Origin of the sequence: Streptomyces albidochromogenes (assembly GCF_005981925.1) — a bacterium.
GTDB classification, from domain to species: Bacteria; Actinomycetota; Actinomycetes; order Streptomycetales; family Streptomycetaceae; genus Streptomyces; species Streptomyces albidochromogenes.
Genome location: NZ_VBVX01000109.1, coordinates 1 through 19975 on the forward strand (window position 1 = coordinate 1; position 19975 = coordinate 19975).

The following is a 19975-nucleotide window of genomic DNA, read 5'->3' on the forward strand; positions in this document are numbered from 1 at the left end:
GGGTGGGCCCGGAGGGCCCGTTCGGTGCCGTGGGCTCAGTCATCGGTCGTCCTCGGGGGCCGCCGTTCGCCGGTGCGCGGGCTCTTGGAGGTGCCCGTTCTGCGCCGCGGGCGCTCGGTCGTGCGCGGCGCCGGACGCCGCTCCGCCGGCGGGAGTTCCTCCGTGTCGCGCAGGGCGGCGATCTCCTCGCGCAGCCGGCGGTTCTCCTCGACCAGGTCGCGGCTGCCGCCCTCGGCGCGCGAGGACAGCGACGGGTCGTGCTCCCACCAGTCGATCCCCATCTCCTTGGCCTTGTCGACCGACACCACGAGGAGACGCAGCTTGATGGTGAGCAGCTCGATGTCGAGCAGATTGATCTGGATGTCGCCGGCGATCACGATGCCCTTGTCCAGCACGCGTTCCAGAATGTCCGCCAGGTTGGCCGACGAGCCCTGGCCGTACGGCGAGGGGGAGGCCCGCGTCGGGAAGGAGCCGAGGTTACTGGGGGCTGGTTCGGTCACGGCCGTTCACCCTTGATCGGGGCGGATCAGCGCCGGCCGGCGGTGCGGCGGCTCGGACTTTCCTCTTCGTACGGTTCCTCCTCCTCGTCGTACGGCTCCTCGTCGTCCGGCCCTTCGTCACGGTCCTCGTCGCGGGCCTTCGCGGGCTCGTCCTCGGACTCCTCCTCGTCCTCCCAGTCCTCGCCCTCGTCCTCGCCCTCGTCCCAGTGGCCGTCCTGGCCTTCCTCGTCCCTGCCCTCGTCCTCGTCCTCGCCCTCCGACTCCTCGTCGCGGTGGCCGTCGTCGTCCTCCTCGTCCCCCTCGTCCCCCTCGTCCTCCTCGTCCCCCTCGTCCTCCTCGTCCTCCTCGTTCTTCTCGGCCTCCTCAGCCTCCTCGGCCTCCTCGTGCGTGCGCACGACCTCGCTGTCGCGGATCTCCCCGCGCCAGCCGTCGGCGGGCTCGTCCTGCATGGTGACGAACTTGCGGAACAGCTTCAGGTCCAGCCGCAGGCGGCGGCCCTGGGCCCGCCAGATGTTGCCGGTCTTCTCCACCAGTCCCTTGGGGAAGTACTCGACCACCACGAGCACCTTCGTCAGCCGGTCGCCGAGCGGGTGGAAGGTGACCGCGCCCTTGGTGGTCCCCTTGGCACCCTCGGACGTCCAGGTGATGCGCTCGTCCGGCACCTGTTCGGTGACCTTCGCCTTCCAGCTGCGGTTGGCCTTGGCGACCTTCACCTGCCAGTTGGAGTTGACGTCGTCGGACCGCTCGACGTTGACCGCGCCCTTGGCGAAGCGGCCGAAGTGCTGGAACTGGGTCCACTGGTCATAGGCCTGCCGTACGGGCACGCCCACGGTGATGTCCTCGATGATGACGACGCTCTTCGTCCGCGTCTCCCCCTTGCCGCCTCCGAACAGACCCTTGACCTTGTCCTTCAGGCCTCCGGCCATGTGCTTGAGCCCCATGCCGCCCGCGACCCGGGCCGGGGACTTGCCCTCACTGAGCTGCTTGCCGCCCTTGGCCAGGGTCCCGAGGGTGCCGCCGATCGAGCTGCCGGGCTCGGCCAGCTGCTTGGTGGCCTCGCCGAGACGCTCCCCCAGGCCGGCCACCGTACGCTCGGCCCGGGCCTGCACGTACTTCTGAAGCTCTTCCTTGAGCCGATCGCCCGCTTCGCCGGCCAGCCCGGTCTTCTTGGTGTCGGTCATCCCTCCGACCTCCTCTGCGTGGCGGCGCCACCGCGGTCACCGCGCTGGGCGGCGGGGCCGTCCGACGCCTTCTTCTTGCGCGCGGCGGTCTTGCGGGCCGGAGCGCGGCTCGTCTTCTTCGCCGCCGGCTTCTCGTCGGACTTCTCTTCCGACTTCTCGTCGGACTTCTCTTCCGACTTCGCGCGCGACTTGGTGCCTGTCTTGGCAGCGGGCTTCTTGTCCGCCTTCGCGTCCTCCTCCGGCTCCTCCTCGGATTCGTCCTGCCCTTCGTCCTCCGGCTCCTCCTCGGATTCGTCCCGCTCCTCGTCCTCCGGCTCCTCCTCGGATTCGTCCCGCCCTTCGTCCTCCGGCTCCTCCTCGGATTCGTCCCGCTCGTCGTCCCGTGGCTCGTCCCCGGATTCGTCCTCCGCGGACTTCGCGGACCCCAGAGACGCCGAGGTCTCCTCCTGGAGGCTCGCCGTGCGTTCGTGCAGCGTGTCGGCAAGCCTGTCCGCCAACGCGCCCACGGCGGCGGTGGAGACGTCCTTGCCCGCGTTGAGCAGGTCCTTGCGCACCTGCTCGCTGAGGACGTCCATGGCCGGTGAGCCGGTCACAGCGGAGGTGATCTTCTTCGTGTCGACGTTCTTCTTCATCGCCCAGGCCGCGACGGCCATGGCGAGCTTGCCCTTCTTGGTCCGCCCCAGCAGATAGCCGCCGAGCAGCGCCGCACCTGTCATCGCCTTGTTCATCGTGGGTTCTCCCTAAAGCGGCGGATTTCCTCAAGCCGCTCGAGCAACTCGTCCTCGCGCCGGTCGAACGTTTCCTCATCGATCCGGCCGGACTCCAGCGCCTCTTCCAGCTCGGCGAGTTCCCGCATCACGGGCCCGGGGTCGTAGAACTCGTCCTCTGCCGCCCGCGCGACCTGCTGCACCACCCACCCCACGCCCCGCACGGGGGCCAGGGGGAGGGTCAGCAGCTGGTTCAACAAGCCCATGGCACATCTCCGAGCCCGAAGAGTCGTGTGAGTCGTCCGAGTCGCACGAGCCTTCGCAATGAGTCGTCTAGACGAAGCTGTACGGCGGCAGCGGCCCGTGGAGACGGAAGGCGAAGTCCTCGCCGAACCGGTCGGCAAGATCCTTCTGCGCCGTCATGAAGTCGTTCTGCCGGGCCTGCTCCACCAGGAACGAGACACTGACGAAGTCCTCGCCCGTCGGCTCCGACGCACTGACGTCGCGCGCCGCCGGACTCAGTGCCTCCACGGTCTGCGCCGCGAAGGACTCGTGACGCCGCTGGACCTCGGCGGCGACCAGCTCGCCGAGCGTCATCCGCAGATCCTGGCCGCCCCGGCCGGCGCGGATGTCCTCGTTCAGCCGGCGCGCCTCCTCCGATTCGAGCAGGATGCGGCGCAGCAGCGGCTCCTCGGCGCACGACGCCTTCACGTGGAACTCCACGCAGCTGTCCAGCGCCGACAGCCGTTCCCGGTACGCATCGGCCCGCTCGTCCAGCACCTCGAGCACCGCGTCGTCGTCGGGCGCGATCGCCCCGAAGCGCAGCGGCAGCACGCTGCCGTCGGCCATCAGCCGCTCCAGCACCGTCTGGTGCGCCAGTACGTCGCGCCGCTTGGCCTTCAGCCCCTCGGGCGAGTCGCTGACCACAGCGACCACCGACCGGCCGTCGACCGTGCGCAGCTGCTCCGGCGGGTTTCCCACGCCGGTCAGGCCGTCCAGGCGGAGCGGATGGGCCGCAGCTGTGATCGCGTAGACATAGACCGCCATGGCTCACTCTTCCCGGTGCCGGGAAGGGCGGCGCGACGGCCGAGACCTCTCCCGCCCCTCTGCCGGCTCGCGCTCTTCCTCGCCGCTCTCGCGGCCCTGGTGGAGCGAGTCCGTGAACGCCTCCACCGCACCCGTGAGCGCACCCTTGCTCTTGCCCTTGGCTCCGCCCTCGGTGACCTCGCCGACGATGTCCGTCAACTGGCTCGGAGCCTTGCGCCCCGTCTCCAGATCGAGCCGGTTGCACGCTTCGGCGAAGCGCAGGTAGGTGTCGACGCTCGCCACCACGACACGGGCGTCGATCTTCAGAATCTCGATGCCCACCAGAGAGACCCGGACGAACACGTCGATGACGAGCCCGCGGTCCAAGATCAGTTCGAGGACGTCGTACAACGATCCGGATCCGCCGCCGCCACCTTGGGCCACGCCGCCTCCGCCACCTTGCGGCACCACGGTCATGGCGCCTCCCTTCGCGGGCGACACCGCTGGTGCGCCCCATCCCACTGTGTTCACCTGCGCGGCCCGGACACCGTCGGCACGGCGGCCGGGCCGTCAGGATCGTCGGTCGGTCTGGCCGCGCGTGTACCGGCGGATCCGCTCGTACGACATGAGTTCGCCCTCGGCGTCGAGCGTGACCCGGTAGCTGGCCATCACACTCGTCGTCTCGGGGATGCGCTCGACCTCCAGCACTTCGACCTCGGCCTCCCACCCGTCGTCGATGGGCCGCACCGCCGATACGGACTCGGGGGCCCTGCCCAGCAGACCTTCCAGCTGCTCCGTCGCCGACCGCATGACCCGGGGCGCCGAGAGCCGCTTCGGACGCCCTTCGCGAGCGCGCTCACGCGGGCGCTCCGCGTCCTCGTCCCGTTCGTCCCGATCACGCGCCATGTCCTACCCAAACACCTTGAATTTGTGTATAGAAGGTTAAATTGCATCCTATCGGACAGATGGGATCGCCCGCTCGGTGGGAGCCGCCGCCGCTCTGTAGGGTCTACGGCCGGACGGCAGGGCCGGAAGGAGACCGACGGACATGGCAGTGGACGAACTCGACACCCGCATCCTGCGGCTGCTCATCGAGCAGCCGCGCACGAGTGTGCGCGAGTACGCCCGCCTCCTCGGCATCGCCCGCGGAACGCTCCAGGCCCGCCTGGACCGGCTGGAACGCGACGGCGTGATCACCGGTACGGGCCCCACCCTCTCCCCCGCCGCCCTCGGCCACCCCGTGCTCGCCTTCGTCCACGTGGAGGTCACGCAGGGACATCTGGACGCGGTGGGCGACGCGCTCGCGGCCGTACCGGAGATCATCGAGGCGTTCTCCATCACCGGCGGCGGCGACCTGATGACCCGGGTGGCGGCGCGCGACGCCGGGCACCTGGAGGACGTCATCCAGCGGCTGATCCAGATTCCCGGCGTCGTACGGACACGGACCGAGGTGGCCCTGCGCGAGCGGGTCCCGCACCGGCTGCTGCCGCTGGTGGAGTCGGTCGGCCGGTCGGCCGCGGCGCAGCGGTGACCCACCGCCTTCTGCCGCGCCGCGGGGGCGAGTTCACCCCGCGGGCCGCGAGGAACTGACTCCGTCCGGAACCGGGGCGGGGGCGCGCCGCGTCCTTCCGCAGGCACCCGGCGGAGCGGCAACCGGTCACCACACGTTCACGCGCACCCCACCGTTCCCGCACCGGGCGCCTGATGCGAACATGCCGTTCGACAGTATTTGCGCACTTGAGGAATGGAGAAACATACGTGAGACCAGGGGGCACAGCAGTCCGCCGGTGGGGGATGACGCTGGTGGCGTCGACGGCGGCATTCGCGGTGATCACACCGACGTCGGTCGCGCAGGCGGCCACCGGTCCCACCGTCAGCGCCAAGGGCGCGTTCCTGCTCGACAGCAAGCCCAACAAGACGCTGTGGAGCAAGTCCGCCGACACCAAGCGGCAGATGGCCAGCACGACGAAGGTCATGACGGCCGTGGTCGTGCTGGAGACGAGCGGGGTCAACCTCAACAAGCTGGTCACCGTCAAGCAGAGTTACCGCGACTACGTCGCCCGTAACGGTGCGAGCACGGCCGACCTCAAGCGGGGCGACAAGCTCACGGTGCGTCAGCTGCTGTACGGGCTGATGCTGCCGTCGGGCTGCGACGCCGCGTACGCCCTCGCCGACACCTTCGGCACGGGCACCACCGAGACGGCCCGCAAGAAGTCGTTCATCTCCAAGATGAACAAGAAGGCCGCCTCGCTGGGGATGACGAACACCAAGTACGACTCCTTCGACGGCATCTCGGCGGCGGGCAACAACCTCACCACGCCCCGCGACTCGGCCAAACTGGCCCGTCGCGCGCTCGGGAACTCGACGTTCGGGGCGGTCGTCAAGGCGAAGAGCACCAAGCAGACGGCCACCAACGGCCGGGTCTACACCTGGTACAACACGAACCAGCTCCTCGGTTCGTACAGCGGCGCCATCGGCATCAAGACCGGCACGGGTTCCGTCGCGGGTCCCTGCCTGGTGTTCGCCGCCAAGCGGGGCGACCGGACGGTCGTGGGGGTCGTCCTCAACGACGCGAACCGCTACACGGACGCGAAGAAGATGCTCGACTGGGCGTTCAACACCAGCACCACGATGAAGCTGCGTACGCTCCCCTCGGGCGCACAGCAGGACTAGTTCCACGCCGTACCGACGCCCCGGCCGGGCACTTCCCGGCCGGGGCGTCGCGGTGTCATGGTCGGTGTCGGCGCACTGCCCACGAGGGAAGGAAGCCCCGGACCATGACACCGTTCCGACCCGCCCCGGCCTGGCTGGCCGACGCCGTCTTCTACCAGATCTACCCGCAGTCGTTCGCCGACTCCGACGGGGACGGCATCGGCGACTTCAACGGGATCACGCGGCACTTGGACCACCTCGCCTGGCTGGGCGTCAACACGGTCTGGCTCAACCCTTGCTTCGCCTCGCCGTTCCGGGACGCCGGCTACGACGTCAGCGACTACCTCGCGGTCGCCCCCCGGTACGGCACCGAGGACGACCTCGCCGCGCTCGTCGAGGAGGCGCGCCGGCACGGCATCCGCGTCCTCCTCGACCTCGTCGCGGGCCACACCTCCGACCAGCACCCCTGGTTCACCGCCTCCGCCGACGATCCCGACGACGACCGGTACATCTGGACCGACGGCACGCGGCCCGCCCCGGCGGGGTTCGTCGCGTCGCCCGGATCCCGCCCGGGCGCGTACCTGCCGAACTTCTTCGACTCCCAGCCGGCACTCAACTTCGGCTACGCCCGCGCGCATCCGGCCGAGCCCTGGCGCCGGCCCGTCGACGCCGAGGGCCCCCGCGCGAACCGTGCCGCCCTGCGCGCCGTCATGGACCACTGGCTCGGGCTCGGCCTGGCCGGCTTCCGCGTCGACATGGCCGCCTCCCTCGTCAAGGACGACCCGGGCACGGTGGAGACGTCCAGGATCTGGACCGAGACGCGCCACTGGCTGGACGCCGCCCATCCCGAGGCGGTCCTGCTGTCGGAGTGGGGCGACCCGGCGGTGTCCGTACCGGCGGGCTTCCACGGCGACTTCTTCCTGCAGTTCGGCGGCCCCACCGTGGGCCGCCCCCTGCGTTCCCTGTGGAACAACCGGGAGGGGACCGACGCCGACGAGTGGGATCCCGTCGACTGCTTCTTCGACCCCTCGGGCAGGGGCTCGCCCCGCCCGTTCGTCGCGGCGTGGCAGGAGGCGTCCGCCGTCGTCGCCGGGCGCGGTTTCGTCGCCCTGCCCACCGCCAACCACGACTTCGCCCGCCTCAACTGCGGCCCCCGCACCCCGGAACAGCTGCCCGCCGCGTTCGCCTTCCAGCTGACCTGGCCGACCCTGCCCGCCATCTACTACGGCGACGAGATCGGCATGCGCTTCGTTCCCGGCCTGCCCGACAAGGAGGGCAGCGTCCTGGGCCCGCGCTACAACCGCGCCGGCTCCCGCACCCCCATGCAGTGGGACGCCGGCCCGGGGGCCGGGTTCTCCACCGCCCCCGCCGACCGCTTCTACCTGCCGCTCGACCCCGCCCCGGACCGGCCCACCGTGGCCGCCCAGCGGCGCGACGAGGGCTCACTGCTGCACCTGGTCCGCCGCCTGATCGCCCTGCGCCAGGCCACCCCGGAGCTGGGCAGCGCGGGCACGGTGGCCGTCCTGCACGACGGCCACCCCTTCGTCCACCTCCGGGGCGGGCGCTACCTGGTCGTTGTGAATCCACGGCGCGACACGGCCACCGTGGCCGCGCCCGCCGCCGTGCGCGGCGGGCAGCCGCTGCCCCTGGAGGTCTCGGGCGTACGCATCGACGAACACGCCGTCACGGCCGACGGATTCGGGTACGGCGTCTTCGACCTGGGCCCGCTCGCCTGAGAGATCCGGTGGGACGGCGTCAGGGCTTGAGCAGCGTCTTCACCATGCCGTCCTGCTTGGCCTGGAACGTCTCGTACGCCTTCGGGGCGTCCTCCAGCGGCACGGTGTGGGTCGCGAACCCCTCGACGCCCAGCGGGTCGGTGTCGTCGAGGAGCGGCAGGATGTCGTCGACCCAGCGCTTGACGTTGGCCTGGCCCATCCGCAGCTGGATCTGCTTGTCGAAGAGGGTCAGCATCGGCATCGGGTCCGCCATGCCGCCGTAGACGCCGGACAGGGAGATGGTGCCGCCCCGTCGCACCACGTCGATCGCGGTGTAGAGGGCGTGCAGGCGGTCGACCCCGGCGTTCTCCATCAGCCGTTGCGCGACGGCGTCGGGGAGCAGGCCGGTCATCCACTGGGCGGCCTTGGCGACGGGCGCTCCGTGGGCCTCCATGCCGACGGCGTCGATCACGGAGTCGGTGCCCCGGCCGTCGGTCAGGTCGCGAACGGCGTCGGGCAGGTTCTTTCCGTAGCTGCTCAGGTCGAGTGCCTTGACGCCGCGGGCCGCCGCGCGGCTCAGCCGCTCCGGCACGAGGTCGACGCCGATGACCAGGCTCGCGCCCCGGTGCAGGGCGATGCGGGCCGCCATGTCGCCGATGGGGCCGAGGCCCAGTACGGTCACGGTGCCGCCGGGCGGGATCGCGGCGTACTCGACGGCCTGCCAGGCGGTGGGGAGCACGTCGGACAGGTAGACGAAACGCTCGTCGGGCGGCCCCTGCGGCACCTTGATCGGCAGGCTGTCGCCGAAGGGGACGCGGAGGAACTCGGCCTGTCCGCCGGGGACCTGGCCGTACAGCTTGGTGTAGCCGAAGAGCGACGCGCCGGTGCCGCGCTCCCGGACCTGGGTGGTCTCGCACTGCGAGTGCAGGCCCTGGTCGCACATGAAGCAGTGCTGGCAGGAGACGTTGAAGGGGATCACCACACGGTCGCCGGGCGTGAGCGCGGAGACACCCGCGCCGACCTCCTCGACGATGCCCATGGGCTCGTGGCCGAGGATGTCGCCCGGGTCGAGATAGGGCCCGAGCACCTCGTACAGATGCAGGTCGGAACCGCAGATGCCGGTCGAGGTGATGCGTACGATCACGTCGGTCGGCTCAATGATCCGCGGGTCGGGCACCGTGTCCACCCGTACGTCCCGTCGTCCGTGCCAGGTCAGTGCGCGCATCGTCGTCTCCTCGCAGCCGGGTCTCTACGACGCTCCGGGTCCCCCCTGCGGGGGCCGCCATTCCGATGTGGTCCCAGAAACCACGATCACACGGGGACGGGCCCGCTGCGCGATGTACGGGAACCGGGGGGATGCCGGGGAGGCCCGTTTGGCCCCGGGCGGCACGGGCACCCGGCGGCGCATGGATGTGCTCCCGTTGGACGAGAGGTGGTTGAGCAGGGCGGCCTGCGCGGACACCGACCCGGAACTGTTCTTCCCCGTCGGGGCCAAGGGCCCCGCCCTGGACGAGCAGGCCGCGGCCAAGGAGGTGTGCGGGCGCTGCCCCGTCACCCGGCAGTGTCTCGCGTACGCCCTGCGGTCGGGGCAGCGCTCCGGGGTCTGGGGCGGTCTGGGCGAGGAGGAGCGCTCGCCGCTGCACCGGGCCAGAGCCCGGTCCCTCCGCACGGCGGGCTGAGGGGCCGGAGCCGCACGTCCAGGGGTGCGGCCGGCGCCGTGGGCCGATCGGAGCGCCGTCACGCCGCCCGGCGGGTGTCGAGGGCCGCCCGGCGGGTGCGGAGCGAGGAGCGCCACCGCGCCGCGACCCGGGTGGCCAGGGCGGCGTACGCGATGCCCACCAGGAGCGAGGCGAGCGTGGCGAGGAGTTTCGAACGGTCTTCCAGCAAGGGGAAGACCTGCCAGTGCGTCACGTAGATGTACAGCGAACTGCCCGCGAGTACGCCCGCGACGCGGTTGGCTGAGGCGAGGCTCGGCAGCTTCCGGACCCAGATCAGCAGGGTCAGGCCGGCCATGACGACCGCCTCGCGGGCCGGCTCCCCGCTGAAGAACCCGGGTACGGCCGCCAGGACCACGGCGTTCACCAGCAGCCGCTGCCGCACGGTGGTGGCCCGGGCGGCGGTCCAGCCCAGGGCGAAGAACCAGAAGACGGTGGCGACCAGCGGGATGTGCATGCGGTCGTCGAGGCCGAAGAGGGTGTAGCGGCCGACGAGTCCCAGGGCCAGCAGGCCGGCGGGCAGGGCGAACGGGAAGCGGCGCTCGGCCCGGTCCATCCGGGGCACGGCGAGCAGCGCGGCGACGGCGAGCAGCATGTAGAGGAGGACTTCGATGAACCAGAAGCCGTCGTTGGGGCCGAGGAGGCTGGTGAGCAGCAGGACGCCGGTGAGGTCGTAGTCGTCGGTGACGAGCAGCATGAGCGCGAGCCACGCCGCGCTCGGCACGGCGATCCTCGCCGCGCTGCGGCCGATGGCGCGCAGGCGCTCGCGGCGGTCGGCCGAAGTGAGGTGGAAGCGGGCGAAGTTGTAGCCCGCGACACCGAGCAGGACGTGGGCGCCGCCCTTGACCCAGAAGAGGTCGATGTGCGAGCCCACGATGAGGACGATGGCCACGGCGCGCAGCGCGACGCTCATCTCCAGCGTGCGCCGGCGAGGTCCGCGCCGACGCGGGGCGGGCGTGGCGGACGGTTGCCGGAGTTCCCTGATGGGGAGGGTGTGCCAGTGGTCGGGCAGGCGCCCCAGCGCGTCTTCGAGGTGCAGTGACATCTCGACGTACGACAGGGAGTCGCCGCCGAGGCTGACGAAGCTGCTGTCCTCGGTGACGTCGTCCCGGTCGAGGATCCGCGCGTACAGCGCGCACAGGCCGGCGGCGGGCACGGACGCCGCCGCGTCGGCGGCGGGGGCCTCGGGCGCGGGCCGGGTGAGTTCGCGTATCGCCCGGTAGTCGGGCTTTCCTGTGGCGAGCCTGGGGAGTTCGGTCAGGACGCACACGCGTACGGCGCGCGCCGGCAGCCCGCATTCGGCGGTCACCAGCCGCCGCACCTCGGTGCGGCCGACGGCGTCCGGGGTGCCCGTGACGGCCACGACCAGTTCGTCGTCGTCACCGGCGCAGCAGGCGGTGACGCCGTGCCGCTCCAGCATCGCCTCCACCTGCTGCGGGTCGATCCGCAGGCCGAGTATTTTCGCGAACCGGCTGCGCCGCCCGATGAGTTCGTACAGGCCGTCGGGGGCGCGCCGCGCTATGTCTCCGGTGTGCAGCTCGTCGACGGTACGGCCGAGCCCGAGGTCCGCCGGGCCTTCGGCGTAACCGAGCATGACGTTGGGCCCCGTGTACACCAGCTCGCCGGTGGCCTCGCCGGGCCACTCCGGCAGCGGCTGGATCCGGAAGGAGCCGTTGGGGACGGCGACTCCGGCCGCCTCGGGGCGGGTGGCGGCGAGTTCCGGCGGCAGGTAGGCCATGCGGGCGGTTGCCTCGGTCTGGCCGTACATGACGAACAGGTCCCAGCCGGCGGCCCGCCCCAGGGCGGCGTACCGCGCGACCTGGTCGGGCGCCAGCCGTCCTCCCGCCTGGGTGACGTAGCGCAGGTGGGGCAGGTCCATCGCCTCGAAGCCGACCCGGTCGAGCAGGTCGAAGGTGTACGGGACGCCGGACAGGCTCGTCCCGCGGGCGGTGCGGAACAGCTCCCAGAAGCAGGCGTCGGTGACCGAGAGGCCGGTGAGGATCACGGCGGCGCCGCGCAGCAGGTGGCTGTGGATGACGGAGAGGCCGTAGCAGTAGTGCATCGGCAGGGTGGCCGCGGCGCGGTCGGTGTCCCGGATGTCGAGGTACGCGGCGATGGACTCGGCGTTGGCCTGGAGGTTCTCGTGCGAGAGCCGGACGAGCTTGGGCGATCCGGTGGAGCCGGAGGTGCTCAGCAGCAGCGCGAGGTCCGGGTGGAGGGTGTGCGCGGAGACGGGGCGCCGCTCGTCGAGCACCCACCGGCCGCCGTCGGTGTGCGCCACGATGTCGGGGTCGTACGCGCGGGTCAGCGACCGCACGGCCTCGGGGTGGTCGCCCGGCACCAGCAGCACGGGGTGTCCCGCCGCGAGGGCCGCGAGGTGGACCACGAGCGCGTCGACGGTGTTGGTGGCGGCGAGCAGGACCAGGCGCCGCTCCCGGCCGAGGCGGCGGGCGGTGAGGTCGACCCGTACGGCGAGCTCGCGGTAGGACACCGGGCCTTCGGCGGTGACGACGGCCGTACGGTCGCCGTGGGCCGCGAGGCCGGCGGCGAACGGGACGTTCTTGGTGCCTGGGAGCAGGCCGGAAGGGGCTTTCACGAGCGCATCGTAGGAAAGCCTCACCTTCCTGAACAGTCACAGGAACGTCACAGGTGATCCACTGTGCGTGCACGGATAAAGCCGGGGTAAGGTCGGCTCCGCCGCGCTCCGGGCAGGGCTGAAATGTTACGTACATCACCCTTGACGCTTAGGTAAGCATGGCCTTATTCATTGGGCGTCCCCAGGTCTTCCCCGCGGCCCCGCTACGCCGCTCGCTCCCTGACGACGCGACACGCGGCGCAAGTGAGCCATGCAGAAAGGCTTCCCATGCGACGCCCCCTGATCCGACGTCTGAGCGCGCTCGGCGCGGCAGCGGCCCTCCTCGCCACGGTCGCCGGCTGCGGCAACCCCGAGGACGACGCCGGTCTCGTGATCTACTCCGGTCGCAACGAGAACCTGGTCAAGCCGCTCCTGGAGGACATGGAGAAGGCCATCGGCACAACGATCGCCGTCCGCTACGGCGACAGTGCCGAAATGGCCGCCCAGATCCAGGAGGAGGGCGACAGGACCAAGGCCGGGCTGTTCTTCTCCCAGGACGCCGGGGCCCTCGGAGCCCTGTCCAAGAAGGGTCTGCTGAAGAAGCTCCCCCAGTCCTCCCTCGACCGGGTGGAGCCCTCCTTCCGCGGCGGCGCGGGCGACTGGGTCGGCACCTCGGGACGCGTCCGCGTCCTGGCGTACGACCCGGACCAGGTCACGAAGGCGCCGGACAGCGTGCATGAGCTGACCAAGCCCGAGTGGAAGGGCAAGGTCGGGTACGTGCCGACCAACGCCTCCTTCCAGGCGTTCGTCACCGGCATGCGCGTCCTGGAGGGCGACGACGCCACCCGTGACTGGCTCAAGGGCCTGAAGGCCAACGAGCCGAAGGTGTACGAGAACAACCTCAAGGTGCTCGACGGGGTCGGCGCGGGCGAGGTCGCCCTCGGCCTGGTCAACCACTACTACTGGTACGAGCAGGTCGCCGAGAAGGGCGAGGACAAGGTCGGCGCGAAGATCCACTTCCTGCCCGGCGGCGACCCCGGTTCGCTCGTCAACGCGGCCGGTGTCGGCATTCTGAAGGGCAGCGACCAGGCCCCCGCGGCGCAGAAGGCCGTCGACTTCCTGCTGTCGGAGAAGGCGCAGAAGTACTTCTCCGACGACACCAAGGAGTACCCGCTGGCCGCCGGCGTGACCAGCACGGTCAAGGACCTGCCGCCGCTGGACTCGCTCGACGCCCCCAAGATCGACCTCGGCAGGCTGGAATCGCTTCAGGAGACCCTGAAGATGCTCCAGGACGTCGGGATGGTCTAGGCCGTCATGACTGCCCCGGATCCCGTCGCCCCGGCGGGACCGGGCGCCCTCCCGCCCCGCCCGTCCGGCCCGCAGGCGCCGGCCGGGCGGCCGCGCGCCGAGCGCCGCCCGCCCGCCGTCCTCCTCGTTCCCGCCGTCGTCGCGGCGGTGTTCGCGCTGCTGCCGCTCGGTTACCTCGCGGTCCGCTCCCTGGAGCGCGGCCCCGCCTTCGCCTGGCAGGTCGTCGCGAACGAGCGCACGGCGCAGCTCCTCGGCCGCAGCCTCACGCTCGCCGCCGTGGTCGTCGCGGCCAGCCTGCTGCTGGGTGTCTCGTTGGCCTGGCTGACCGTGCGGACCGCTCTGCCCGCCGCCCGGGCCTGGTCCGTACTGGTGACGCTGCCGCTGGCGGTGCCCAGTTACGTGGCGGCGTTCGCCTGGCTTTCCGCCTTCCCGGACCTCGCGGGCTTCACCGGGTCGGCTCTGGCGCTGACCCTGGTCAGCTTCCCGTACGTCTACCTGCCCGTCACGGCCTCGCTGCGCGGCGCGGACCCGGCGCAGGAGGAGGTCGCGCGGTCACTGGGCACCGGGCCGCTGCGGACCTTCTGGCGCGTGACGCTGCCTCAGGTGCGGCCCGCGGCGGCCGGGGGCGCGGTGCTGGTGGCGCTGTACGTGCTGTCCGACTTCGGCGCGGTGTCCCTGATGCGGTACGACACCTTCACGCGCGGCATCTACACCTCGTACCGGGCCAGTTTCGACCGCACCCCCGCCGCCGCGCTCAGCGTGGTCCTGGTCGTCATGACGGTCGCGCTGGTCGCCGCCGAGGCCCGTACCCGGGGCCGCGCGGGCCACGCCAGGACGGGCGCCGGGACGGCGCGCCCGGCCGTCCCCGTCCCCCTCGGCCGGTGGCGCGTACCGGCGCTGACCTGGTGCGCGGCGGTCACGGCCGTCGCCGTCGCCACTCCGCTGGCCACGCTCGGGTACTGGCTCGCCGTCGGCAACTCCGCGACCTGGGACCCGGCCCGGCTGCTCGACACCGCCGCCGCGACCCTCGGCGTCGCCGCGGCCGGCGCACTGCTGACCAGCCTGCTCGCCCTGCCCGTGGGGGTGATCGCCGCACGGCACCGGGGGCGGGCCGCGCACCTGCTGGAGCAGTCGGCGTACGCGGGCCACGCGCTGCCCGGCATCACCGTCGCCCTGTCGCTCGTCTTCTTCGCGGTCCGCTACGCCGAACCGCTGTACCAGGGCCACCCGTTGCTGGTGTGCGCGTACGCCGTGCTCTTCCTGCCCGTCGCGGTGGCCGCCACGCGGGCCGCCGTACTGCAGTCCCCGCCGGTGCTGGAGGACGTCGCCCGCTCGCTGGGCCGCGGTCCGCTGCGCGTGCTGCGCGAGGTCACCGTGCCGCTGGCCGCGCCGGGGGTGGCCGCCGGGGCGGCGCTGACCTTCGTCGTCTGCATGAAGGAACTCCCGGCGACCCTGCTGCTGCGCCCCACGGGCATGGACACCCTCGCCACCCGGCTGTGGACGGAGACCGGAACCGGGTCGTTCGCCGCCGCCGCGCCGTACGCGGCGGCGCTGATCCTGCTCGCCGCCGTCCCCTCCTACCTCCTCGGGAGGCACCGCACATGAACGATCTGCGGATCACCGGAGTGTCCAAGGGCTACGGCCCGGACGCGAAGGTCCTCGACGGACTCGGCCTGCACGTCCCCGGCGGCGCGCTGGCCGCCGTGCTCGGCCCCTCCGGCTGCGGGAAGACCACCCTGCTGCGTGTGATCGCAGGCTTCCTGCGGGCGGACGCGGGGACCGTCACGGTCGGCGGGCGTGTTCTGTCCGCCCCCGGCACGCACGTTCCTCCGGAGAGCCGCCGGGTCGGGATCGTGCCCCAGGAGGGCGCGCTGTTCCCGCACTTGAGCGTCGCGCGCAACGTCGCCTTCGGCCTGACCGGCCTCCCCCGCGCCGAGCGTCGCGCCCGTACGGAGGAGACGCTCGGCCTCGTCGGCCTCGGCGGGTACGGCGACCGCATGCCGCACGAGCTGTCGGGCGGCCAGCAGCAACGCGTCGCCCTGGCCCGCGCCCTGGCGCCCCGGCCCGCGCTGGTCCTGCTCGACGAGCCGTTCAACGCCCTGGACAGCGCCCTGCGCACGGGGGTGCGGGCGGATGTGCGGGCAGCCCTGCGCGCCACCGGCGCCACCGGGGTCCTGGTCACCCACGACCAGCAGGAAGCGCTGTCCATGGCGGACCTGGTCGCGGTCGTACGGGACGGGAGGGTCGCCCAGTGCGACACGCCCCAGGAGGTCTACCGCCGCCCCGCCGACACCTGGGTGGCCCGCTTTGTCGGCGACGCGGTGCTGCTGCCCGGCACGGCCGGCGCCACCGGCGCCGACACCGCCACGACCGCCCTGGGCCGCCTCCCACTGGCCGCGCCCGCCGGGGGCCCGGGCGACGGCAGCGTCCTGCTGCGTCCCGAGCAACTGCGGCTGCGGCCCGCCGGGAGCGCGCCGGCCGAGGGCACCGTGACGGATGTGGCGTACTACGGGCACGACGCCATGGTCACCGTCACGGTCGACGGCCTGGCGGCCCCGGTCGGCGTCCGCGTCACCGGCCCGGTGTCCGTGCGCCCGGGCCAGCGGACCGGCATCGAGGTCACGGGCGAAGCGACCCTGCACCCCTAGCCGGCCGGGGCGGCGAGCGGCCGCCGCCACGTCAGTCCCGGCCCGCGCGTCGCCGCCCGCCCGGTTTCTCCCGGCCCGCGCGGGGCCGCCAAGTCGCCGTCAGCCGACGGGAAGCCGGTCCCGTACGGAGCCGGCCGCCGACTGGACACTGTGCGCCGCCCCGGAGACGGCCGTCCCCACGTCGCGCCCGGCGCGACGGGCCCGCCGGCGGCCGGACGACGCCGCGGTCCGCGAGCGGTAGGCGAGCGACGGCTTCCCGTGGGTGTCGGCGGCCGCGATCAGCAACCCGCCCAGGAGAGAGACGTTCTTGACGAACTGAGCGCGCTGACGGGCCCGTTCGTCCGGGTCCTCGTTCTTCCACCAGGCGTGGCCGGCGAGGGTCGTCGGCACGAGGGAGGCGGCCAGCGCGAGGGCGGAGGTGCGCGGGAACCGGCCGATCGACAGCAGCAGGCCGGCCCCCAACTGGACGGCGCTGTTGATCTGGACGAGTCGCGCCGTCTCGTCCGGGAGCTGCGGTACCCGTTCCGTCACGGGCTGGGCCACCGGGTCGGCGGCGGGAGCCACGGACCGCGGGTCGCGCAGGGTACGAAGTCCGCCCGAGACGAAGACGGAGGCGAGCAGGGGGCGAGCGGCTTTCCTCAGAATAGGCATGCCGTCCGCGTGCCCCGAGTCGGGGCGCTCACGCCTGCCGCGTCGCACGACGAGGCGGCTCGGGCGGAGCCGGCCGGTCCGGTACGCGCCTGCCGCGTCGCACGACGAGGCGGCTCGGGCGGAGCCGGCCGGTCCGGTACGCGGGGACCGCCTGGCGGAGCCGGCCGGTCCGGTCCACGGAGACCGCCTGGCGGAGGACGGCCACCCCGGCCTCCCGGCCCGGGGGCGACGCCGGCCTTTCGCAGCGCCCCCGGGCCGGGCCGGGGCGCGAGGATGGGCGTATGACCGACACCTTCAGGACGCGAATCATCAGTGTGACGACCGGCTCCGAGGAGACCGTGTGCGATGTGACCGACATGTGCGCGACGTTCCTCCAGGAGGAGGCGCAGGGCCGCGACGGCCTGCTGAACGTCTTCACACCCCACGCCACCGCCGGGCTCGCCATCATCGAGACGGGGGCGGGAAGTGACGCCGACCTCCTGGCAGCCCTTCACCAGCTGCTCCCCGCGGACAACCGCTGGCAGCACCGGCACGGCTCCACCGGTCACGGCCGGGACCACGTGCTCCCCGCGATCGTCCCGCCCCACGCGACGCTTCCGGTGATCGGCGGAGCCCTGGAGCTGGGGACGTGGCAGTCCGTGGTCCTGGTGGACACCAACAAGGACAACCCCCGGCGTCAGATCCGCCTGTCCTTCCTGGGGTGACCGACCTCCGGGCGGCGGAGCCGTCCGCGCGGGGCGGCTGGTCCGTACGGGTGGGGCGGTGGGCCGAACGGGCACCGCCGGGTCTACGCGCCCGGCAGGGTGTCCAGGTCCGGCTGGACCTCCACCGTGCATTCGGCGTCCTCAGGACCCAGGCCCTCCGCGTCGCGCCACACGCAGATCCGCACGTGATGGACGCCGGAGCCCTCGTGATCCCACTGCGTCGCAAGGTCACGCACCACCACCGCCGCCACGAACTCGGCGTCCTCGGGCTGGGTGGCGGTGGTGATCGTGCCTCGGTAGCGGGAGCCGAGGGGGCGCCATCCGGCGCTCCCGGCGGGGGCGTCCACGCGGTACACGTATGCGACGGGCGTCATTCCGGCACCGTACCCACATCCCCGGGAATTACGTGGGGCGGGAAGATCCGCACCTGCACCCCTGTTGGTAGAACCATGAACAACATTGCGGTGCGGGACGTGGATGTCGTCGTCATCGGTGCGGGCCAGGCGGGGCTGTCCAGCGCCTACCACCTGCGGCGCGCGGGCCTGGAGCCCGGGCGCGACTTCGTCGTCCTCGACCACGCCCCCCGCCCGGGCGGCGCATGGCAGTTCCGGTGGCCGACCCTGACGTACGCCAAGGTCCACGGCATGCACGCGCTGCCGGGCATGGAGCTGACCGGCGCCGACGGGAGCCGCCCGTCCTCCGAGGTCGTCGGGGAGTACTTCGCGTCGTACGAGCGGACCTTCGACCTGCGGGTACGGCGCCCGGTCGACGTACGGGCGGTCCGGGAGGGGGAGAACGGCCGGCTGCGCGTCGAGACGTCGGACGGCGTCTGGTCGGCGCGCGCGCTGATCAACGCGACGGGCACCTGGGACCGCCCCTTCTGGCCGCGCTACCCGGGACAGGAGAGCTTCCGCGGGCGGCAGCTGCACACCGCGGACTACCCGGGGCCGCAGGAGTTCGCCGGCCGGCGGGTGGTCGTCGTGGGCGGCGGGACCTCCGGCGTACAGCACCTGATGGAGATCGCCGCTGTCGCCGCCACCACGACATGGGTGACGCGGCGCCCGCCGGTGTTCCGCGACGGCCCGTTCGGCGAGGAGCAGGGGCGGGCGGCGGTCGCGCTCGTCGACGAGCGGGTACGGCGCGGGCTGCCGCCGCAGAGCGTCGTGTCGGTGACCGGACTGGCCGTGACGGAGGCCGTCGCGCGGGCCCGCGCGGAGGGAGTGCTGGACCGGCTGCCGATGTTCGACAGGGTGACGCCGGACGGCGTGGCCTGGGCCGACGGACGCACGGTCGACGCGGACGTCATCCTGTGGGCCACCGGGTTCCGCGCCGTGATCGACCACCTCGCGCCGCTCAGGCTGCGTGAGCCGGGCGGCGGCATCCGGGTGGACGGCACGCGCGCGGCGCGCGACGAGCGGGTGCATCTGGTCGGGTACGGGCCATCGGCCAGCACCATCGGGGCCAACCGGGCGGGGCGCGCGGCCGTACGGGGGATCGTGCGGCTGCTGGAGCGGACGCCGGCGGGTGCGGAACCGGCGGGCGCGGCGGCGGCGATTCCGGTCGTGGCGGAGCCGGTGCCGGTCGGGGGCTGAGGGCGCGCGCCGTACGGGTGGCCGGGCGTGCGCCGTCCGGCGGTGTCAGCCGCCGTTCTTGCTGGCGCCTCGGCGGTTCGCGTTGAACTCCGCGACGTTTTTGCGCTGTTCGGCGTAGCTGTCGGTGAAACGGGTGTCCCCGGGCGCGACGGTGACGAAGTACAGCCACTTCCCGGGCGGCGGACTGAGCGCCGCGTTCATCGCCTGGCGGCCCGGGTTGCCGATCGGCGTCGGCGGGAGGCCGGCCCGCGCGTACGTGTTGTACGGGGTGTTGATCCGCGTGTCCGCGTGCGTGGTGTCGAGCGTCGAGCGCTTGAGGGCGTAGTTGATCGTCGAGTCCATCTGGAGCGGCATGCCGCGCGCCAGCCGGTTGTCGATGACGCGCGCGACCTTCCCCATGTCCTCGGGTGTGTCGGCCTCGGCCTGCACGATGCTGGCGATGACGACGCTGCGGTAGGCCGCGCGGGTGATGCCGAAGTTCTTGCCGGCCGTGTCGACCATGTACGACAGCAGACTCGCCGGTGTCGTCTTCTCGTCGACGGGATAGGTCGCCGGGAACAGGAAGCCCTCCGGGTTGCCCCGGGCCTGGGGCGGCAGTTTCAGTCGCGCCGCTCCCGCCGCCTTCTCGGTGGTCCGCGGGGCGACGCCGAGCGCCTTGTCGACCGCGGCGTACACCTGGGAGGACCGCCAGCCCTCCGGGATCAGCAGGCTGCGCGGCTCGCGCCGCTCCTCCCGGAACAGCAGCAGCGGCACCAGGACCGCGGCGGTCGCCACCGTGGCGGCCATGGTGACGATCAGCAGCAGCCGGCCGCGGCGCGTGAGGCGGGGACCGTGCGCGGGCCGCTTCGGTGCGGGCTCGTTCTCCATGCGGGCACGCTAACCCGCCCCGGCCGCCGTTCCCGGGACGCGCGGAGCGGCGATGGTCCATCCAGGGCGACGCGGACACGCGAACAGGGGAAGGGCCGGCTGGCTCGACCCAGGGCCCGCCCGCGCCGCTTCTC

General features: G+C 72.5%; 21 protein-coding genes. 9 read left to right on the plus strand and 12 right to left on the minus strand.

Going from position 1 to position 19975, the window contains the following annotated elements:
* Positions 1 to 35: 35 nt before the first annotated feature.
* The 7 genes from E2E34_RS16255 to E2E34_RS16285 form a co-directional block, all read right to left on the minus strand.
* Positions 36 to 500, minus strand: coding sequence for a gas vesicle protein (locus E2E34_RS16255; RefSeq protein ID WP_138902625.1), 465 nt, complete (start codon positions 498 to 500; stop codon positions 36 to 38).
* Between the two features lie 26 nt (positions 501 to 526).
* On the minus strand, positions 527 to 1681 hold the full coding sequence (locus E2E34_RS16260) for an SRPBCC family protein (protein ID WP_138902626.1): 1155 nt from the start codon (positions 1679 to 1681) through the stop codon (positions 527 to 529).
* Positions 1678 to 2409: a hypothetical protein gene (locus E2E34_RS16265; protein WP_138902627.1), complete on the minus strand. Its 732-nt coding sequence runs from the start codon at positions 2407 to 2409 to the stop codon at positions 1678 to 1680. The genes E2E34_RS16260 and E2E34_RS16265 overlap by 4 nt, the downstream gene beginning before the upstream one ends.
* The gene (locus E2E34_RS16270) at positions 2406 to 2654 is read right to left on the minus strand and encodes a gas vesicle protein GvpG (protein ID WP_138902628.1); all 249 of its coding nucleotides are present in this window, start codon (positions 2652 to 2654) and stop codon (positions 2406 to 2408) included. The genes E2E34_RS16265 and E2E34_RS16270 overlap by 4 nt, the downstream gene beginning before the upstream one ends.
* Positions 2655 to 2721: 67 nt before the next feature.
* The gene (locus E2E34_RS16275; RefSeq protein WP_138902629.1) at positions 2722 to 3435 is read right to left on the minus strand and encodes a GvpL/GvpF family gas vesicle protein; all 714 of its coding nucleotides are present in this window, start codon (positions 3433 to 3435) and stop codon (positions 2722 to 2724) included.
* A 3-nt stretch (positions 3436 to 3438) separates the two neighbouring features.
* Positions 3439 to 3891, minus strand: a complete 453-nt coding sequence (locus E2E34_RS16280; RefSeq protein WP_208765263.1) for a gas vesicle structural protein GvpA — start codon at positions 3889 to 3891, stop codon at positions 3439 to 3441.
* Positions 3892 to 3984: 93 nt separating this feature from the next.
* Positions 3985 to 4320 carry a gas vesicle protein GvpO gene (locus tag E2E34_RS16285; RefSeq protein WP_138902630.1) on the minus strand — a complete coding sequence of 112 codons (336 nt, stop codon included), beginning with the start codon at positions 4318 to 4320 and terminating at the stop codon, positions 3985 to 3987.
* Between the two features lie 142 nt (positions 4321 to 4462).
* Between E2E34_RS16285 and E2E34_RS16290 the strand changes: the two genes are divergently transcribed.
* The 3 genes from E2E34_RS16290 (at position 4463) to E2E34_RS16300 (ending at position 7802) form a co-directional block, all read left to right on the plus strand.
* Positions 4463 to 4945 (plus strand): Lrp/AsnC family transcriptional regulator, encoded by a 483-nt coding sequence (locus tag E2E34_RS16290; RefSeq protein ID WP_138902631.1) that lies wholly within the window; start codon positions 4463 to 4465, stop codon positions 4943 to 4945.
* A gap of 263 nt (positions 4946 to 5208) precedes the next feature.
* The gene (locus tag E2E34_RS16295) at positions 5209 to 6087 is read left to right on the plus strand and encodes a D-alanyl-D-alanine carboxypeptidase family protein (protein WP_138902644.1); all 879 of its coding nucleotides are present in this window, start codon (positions 5209 to 5211) and stop codon (positions 6085 to 6087) included.
* Positions 6088 to 6191: 104 nt separating this feature from the next.
* Positions 6192 to 7802, plus strand: coding sequence for an alpha-amylase family glycosyl hydrolase (locus tag E2E34_RS16300; protein ID WP_138902632.1), 1611 nt, complete (start codon positions 6192 to 6194; stop codon positions 7800 to 7802).
* 19 nt (positions 7803 to 7821) lie between these two features.
* Here the strand turns inward: E2E34_RS16300 and E2E34_RS16305 are convergent, their stop codons facing one another.
* A complete protein-coding gene (locus E2E34_RS16305; RefSeq protein ID WP_138902633.1) occupies positions 7822 to 9006 on the minus strand; it encodes a zinc-dependent alcohol dehydrogenase in 1185 nt (394 codons plus the stop codon).
* Positions 9007 to 9217: 211 nt separating this feature from the next.
* Between E2E34_RS16305 and E2E34_RS16310 the strand changes: the two genes are divergently transcribed.
* Positions 9218 to 9460 (plus strand): WhiB family transcriptional regulator, encoded by a 243-nt coding sequence (locus E2E34_RS16310; protein ID WP_425573359.1) that lies wholly within the window; start codon positions 9218 to 9220, stop codon positions 9458 to 9460.
* A 58-nt stretch (positions 9461 to 9518) separates the two neighbouring features.
* On the opposite strand, the gene E2E34_RS16315 is transcribed toward E2E34_RS16310, so the two are convergent.
* Positions 9519 to 12092, minus strand: a complete 2574-nt coding sequence (locus E2E34_RS16315; RefSeq protein WP_138902635.1) for an AMP-binding protein — start codon at positions 12090 to 12092, stop codon at positions 9519 to 9521.
* Positions 12093 to 12359: 267 nt separating this feature from the next.
* Here E2E34_RS16315 and E2E34_RS16320 point away from each other — a divergent pair, with 267 nt between their 5' ends.
* From E2E34_RS16320 to E2E34_RS16330, 3 genes are read left to right on the plus strand one after another with little or no spacing between them, the layout of a single operon-like run.
* Positions 12360 to 13379, plus strand: a complete 1020-nt coding sequence (locus E2E34_RS16320; RefSeq protein WP_138902636.1) for an iron ABC transporter substrate-binding protein — start codon at positions 12360 to 12362, stop codon at positions 13377 to 13379.
* Between the two features lie 6 nt (positions 13380 to 13385).
* A complete protein-coding gene (locus E2E34_RS16325) occupies positions 13386 to 14984 on the plus strand; it encodes an ABC transporter permease (protein WP_138902637.1) in 1599 nt (532 codons plus the stop codon).
* Positions 14981 to 16027, plus strand: coding sequence for an ABC transporter ATP-binding protein (locus tag E2E34_RS16330; protein WP_138902638.1), 1047 nt, complete (start codon positions 14981 to 14983; stop codon positions 16025 to 16027). Before E2E34_RS16325 ends, E2E34_RS16330 begins: the two co-directional genes overlap by 4 nt.
* Positions 16028 to 16126: 99 nt before the next feature.
* On the opposite strand, the gene E2E34_RS16335 is transcribed toward E2E34_RS16330, so the two are convergent.
* Entirely contained in the window at positions 16127 to 16678 is a 552-nt protein-coding gene (locus E2E34_RS16335) for a DoxX family protein (protein ID WP_138902639.1), read from the minus strand.
* A gap of 281 nt (positions 16679 to 16959) precedes the next feature.
* Between E2E34_RS16335 and E2E34_RS16340 the strand changes: the two genes are divergently transcribed.
* Positions 16960 to 17382 carry a secondary thiamine-phosphate synthase enzyme YjbQ gene (locus E2E34_RS16340; RefSeq protein ID WP_138902640.1) on the plus strand — a complete coding sequence of 141 codons (423 nt, stop codon included), beginning with the start codon at positions 16960 to 16962 and terminating at the stop codon, positions 17380 to 17382.
* Between the two features lie 83 nt (positions 17383 to 17465).
* Here E2E34_RS16340 and E2E34_RS16345 read toward each other — a convergent pair whose 3' ends face one another.
* The gene (locus E2E34_RS16345; protein ID WP_138897107.1) at positions 17466 to 17756 is read right to left on the minus strand and encodes a hypothetical protein; all 291 of its coding nucleotides are present in this window, start codon (positions 17754 to 17756) and stop codon (positions 17466 to 17468) included.
* 75 nt (positions 17757 to 17831) lie between these two features.
* On the opposite strand from E2E34_RS16345, the gene E2E34_RS16350 reads away from it, so the two are divergent.
* Complete coding sequence (locus E2E34_RS16350; protein ID WP_138902641.1) at positions 17832 to 18974, plus strand: FAD-dependent oxidoreductase; 1143 nt, start codon at positions 17832 to 17834, stop codon at positions 18972 to 18974.
* Between the two features lie 45 nt (positions 18975 to 19019).
* Here E2E34_RS16350 and mltG read toward each other — a convergent pair whose 3' ends face one another.
* Positions 19020 to 19841: an endolytic transglycosylase MltG gene (mltG, locus tag E2E34_RS16355; RefSeq protein ID WP_138902642.1), complete on the minus strand. Its 822-nt coding sequence runs from the start codon at positions 19839 to 19841 to the stop codon at positions 19020 to 19022.
* Positions 19842 to 19975: the final 134 nt, after the last annotated feature.

What these genes read in the sequence shown, in the direction of transcription:
- E2E34_RS16275 (WP_138902629.1), bottom strand. Translation starts at nt 3,435, where the DNA reads ATGGCGGTCTATGTCTACGCGATCACAGCTGCGGCCCATCCGCTCCGC.
- E2E34_RS16265 (WP_138902627.1), bottom strand. Translation starts at nt 2,409, where the DNA reads ATGAACAAGGCGATGACAGGTGCGGCGCTGCTCGGCGGCTATCTGCTG.
- E2E34_RS16300 (WP_138902632.1), top strand. Translation starts at nt 6,192, where the DNA reads ATGACACCGTTCCGACCCGCCCCGGCCTGGCTGGCCGACGCCGTCTTC.
- E2E34_RS16260 (WP_138902626.1), bottom strand. Translation starts at nt 1,681, where the DNA reads ATGACCGACACCAAGAAGACCGGGCTGGCCGGCGAAGCGGGCGATCGG.
- E2E34_RS16295 (WP_138902644.1), top strand. Translation starts at nt 5,209, where the DNA reads ATGACGCTGGTGGCGTCGACGGCGGCATTCGCGGTGATCACACCGACG.
- E2E34_RS16320 (WP_138902636.1), top strand. Translation starts at nt 12,360, where the DNA reads ATGCGACGCCCCCTGATCCGACGTCTGAGCGCGCTCGGCGCGGCAGCG.
- E2E34_RS16330 (WP_138902638.1), top strand. Translation starts at nt 14,981, where the DNA reads ATGAACGATCTGCGGATCACCGGAGTGTCCAAGGGCTACGGCCCGGAC.
- E2E34_RS16335 (WP_138902639.1), bottom strand. Translation starts at nt 16,678, where the DNA reads ATGCCTATTCTGAGGAAAGCCGCTCGCCCCCTGCTCGCCTCCGTCTTC.
- E2E34_RS16305 (WP_138902633.1), bottom strand. Translation starts at nt 9,006, where the DNA reads ATGCGCGCACTGACCTGGCACGGACGACGGGACGTACGGGTGGACACG.
- mltG (WP_138902642.1), bottom strand. Translation starts at nt 19,841, where the DNA reads ATGGAGAACGAGCCCGCACCGAAGCGGCCCGCGCACGGTCCCCGCCTC.
- E2E34_RS16340 (WP_138902640.1), top strand. Translation starts at nt 16,960, where the DNA reads ATGACCGACACCTTCAGGACGCGAATCATCAGTGTGACGACCGGCTCC.
- E2E34_RS16350 (WP_138902641.1), top strand. Translation starts at nt 17,832, where the DNA reads ATGAACAACATTGCGGTGCGGGACGTGGATGTCGTCGTCATCGGTGCG.
- E2E34_RS16280 (WP_208765263.1), bottom strand. Translation starts at nt 3,891, where the DNA reads ATGACCGTGGTGCCGCAAGGTGGCGGAGGCGGCGTGGCCCAAGGTGGC.
- E2E34_RS16345 (WP_138897107.1), bottom strand. Translation starts at nt 17,756, where the DNA reads ATGACGCCCGTCGCATACGTGTACCGCGTGGACGCCCCCGCCGGGAGC.
- E2E34_RS16290 (WP_138902631.1), top strand. Translation starts at nt 4,463, where the DNA reads ATGGCAGTGGACGAACTCGACACCCGCATCCTGCGGCTGCTCATCGAG.
- E2E34_RS16270 (WP_138902628.1), bottom strand. Translation starts at nt 2,654, where the DNA reads ATGGGCTTGTTGAACCAGCTGCTGACCCTCCCCCTGGCCCCCGTGCGG.
- E2E34_RS16325 (WP_138902637.1), top strand. Translation starts at nt 13,386, where the DNA reads ATGACTGCCCCGGATCCCGTCGCCCCGGCGGGACCGGGCGCCCTCCCG.
- E2E34_RS16285 (WP_138902630.1), bottom strand. Translation starts at nt 4,320, where the DNA reads ATGGCGCGTGATCGGGACGAACGGGACGAGGACGCGGAGCGCCCGCGT.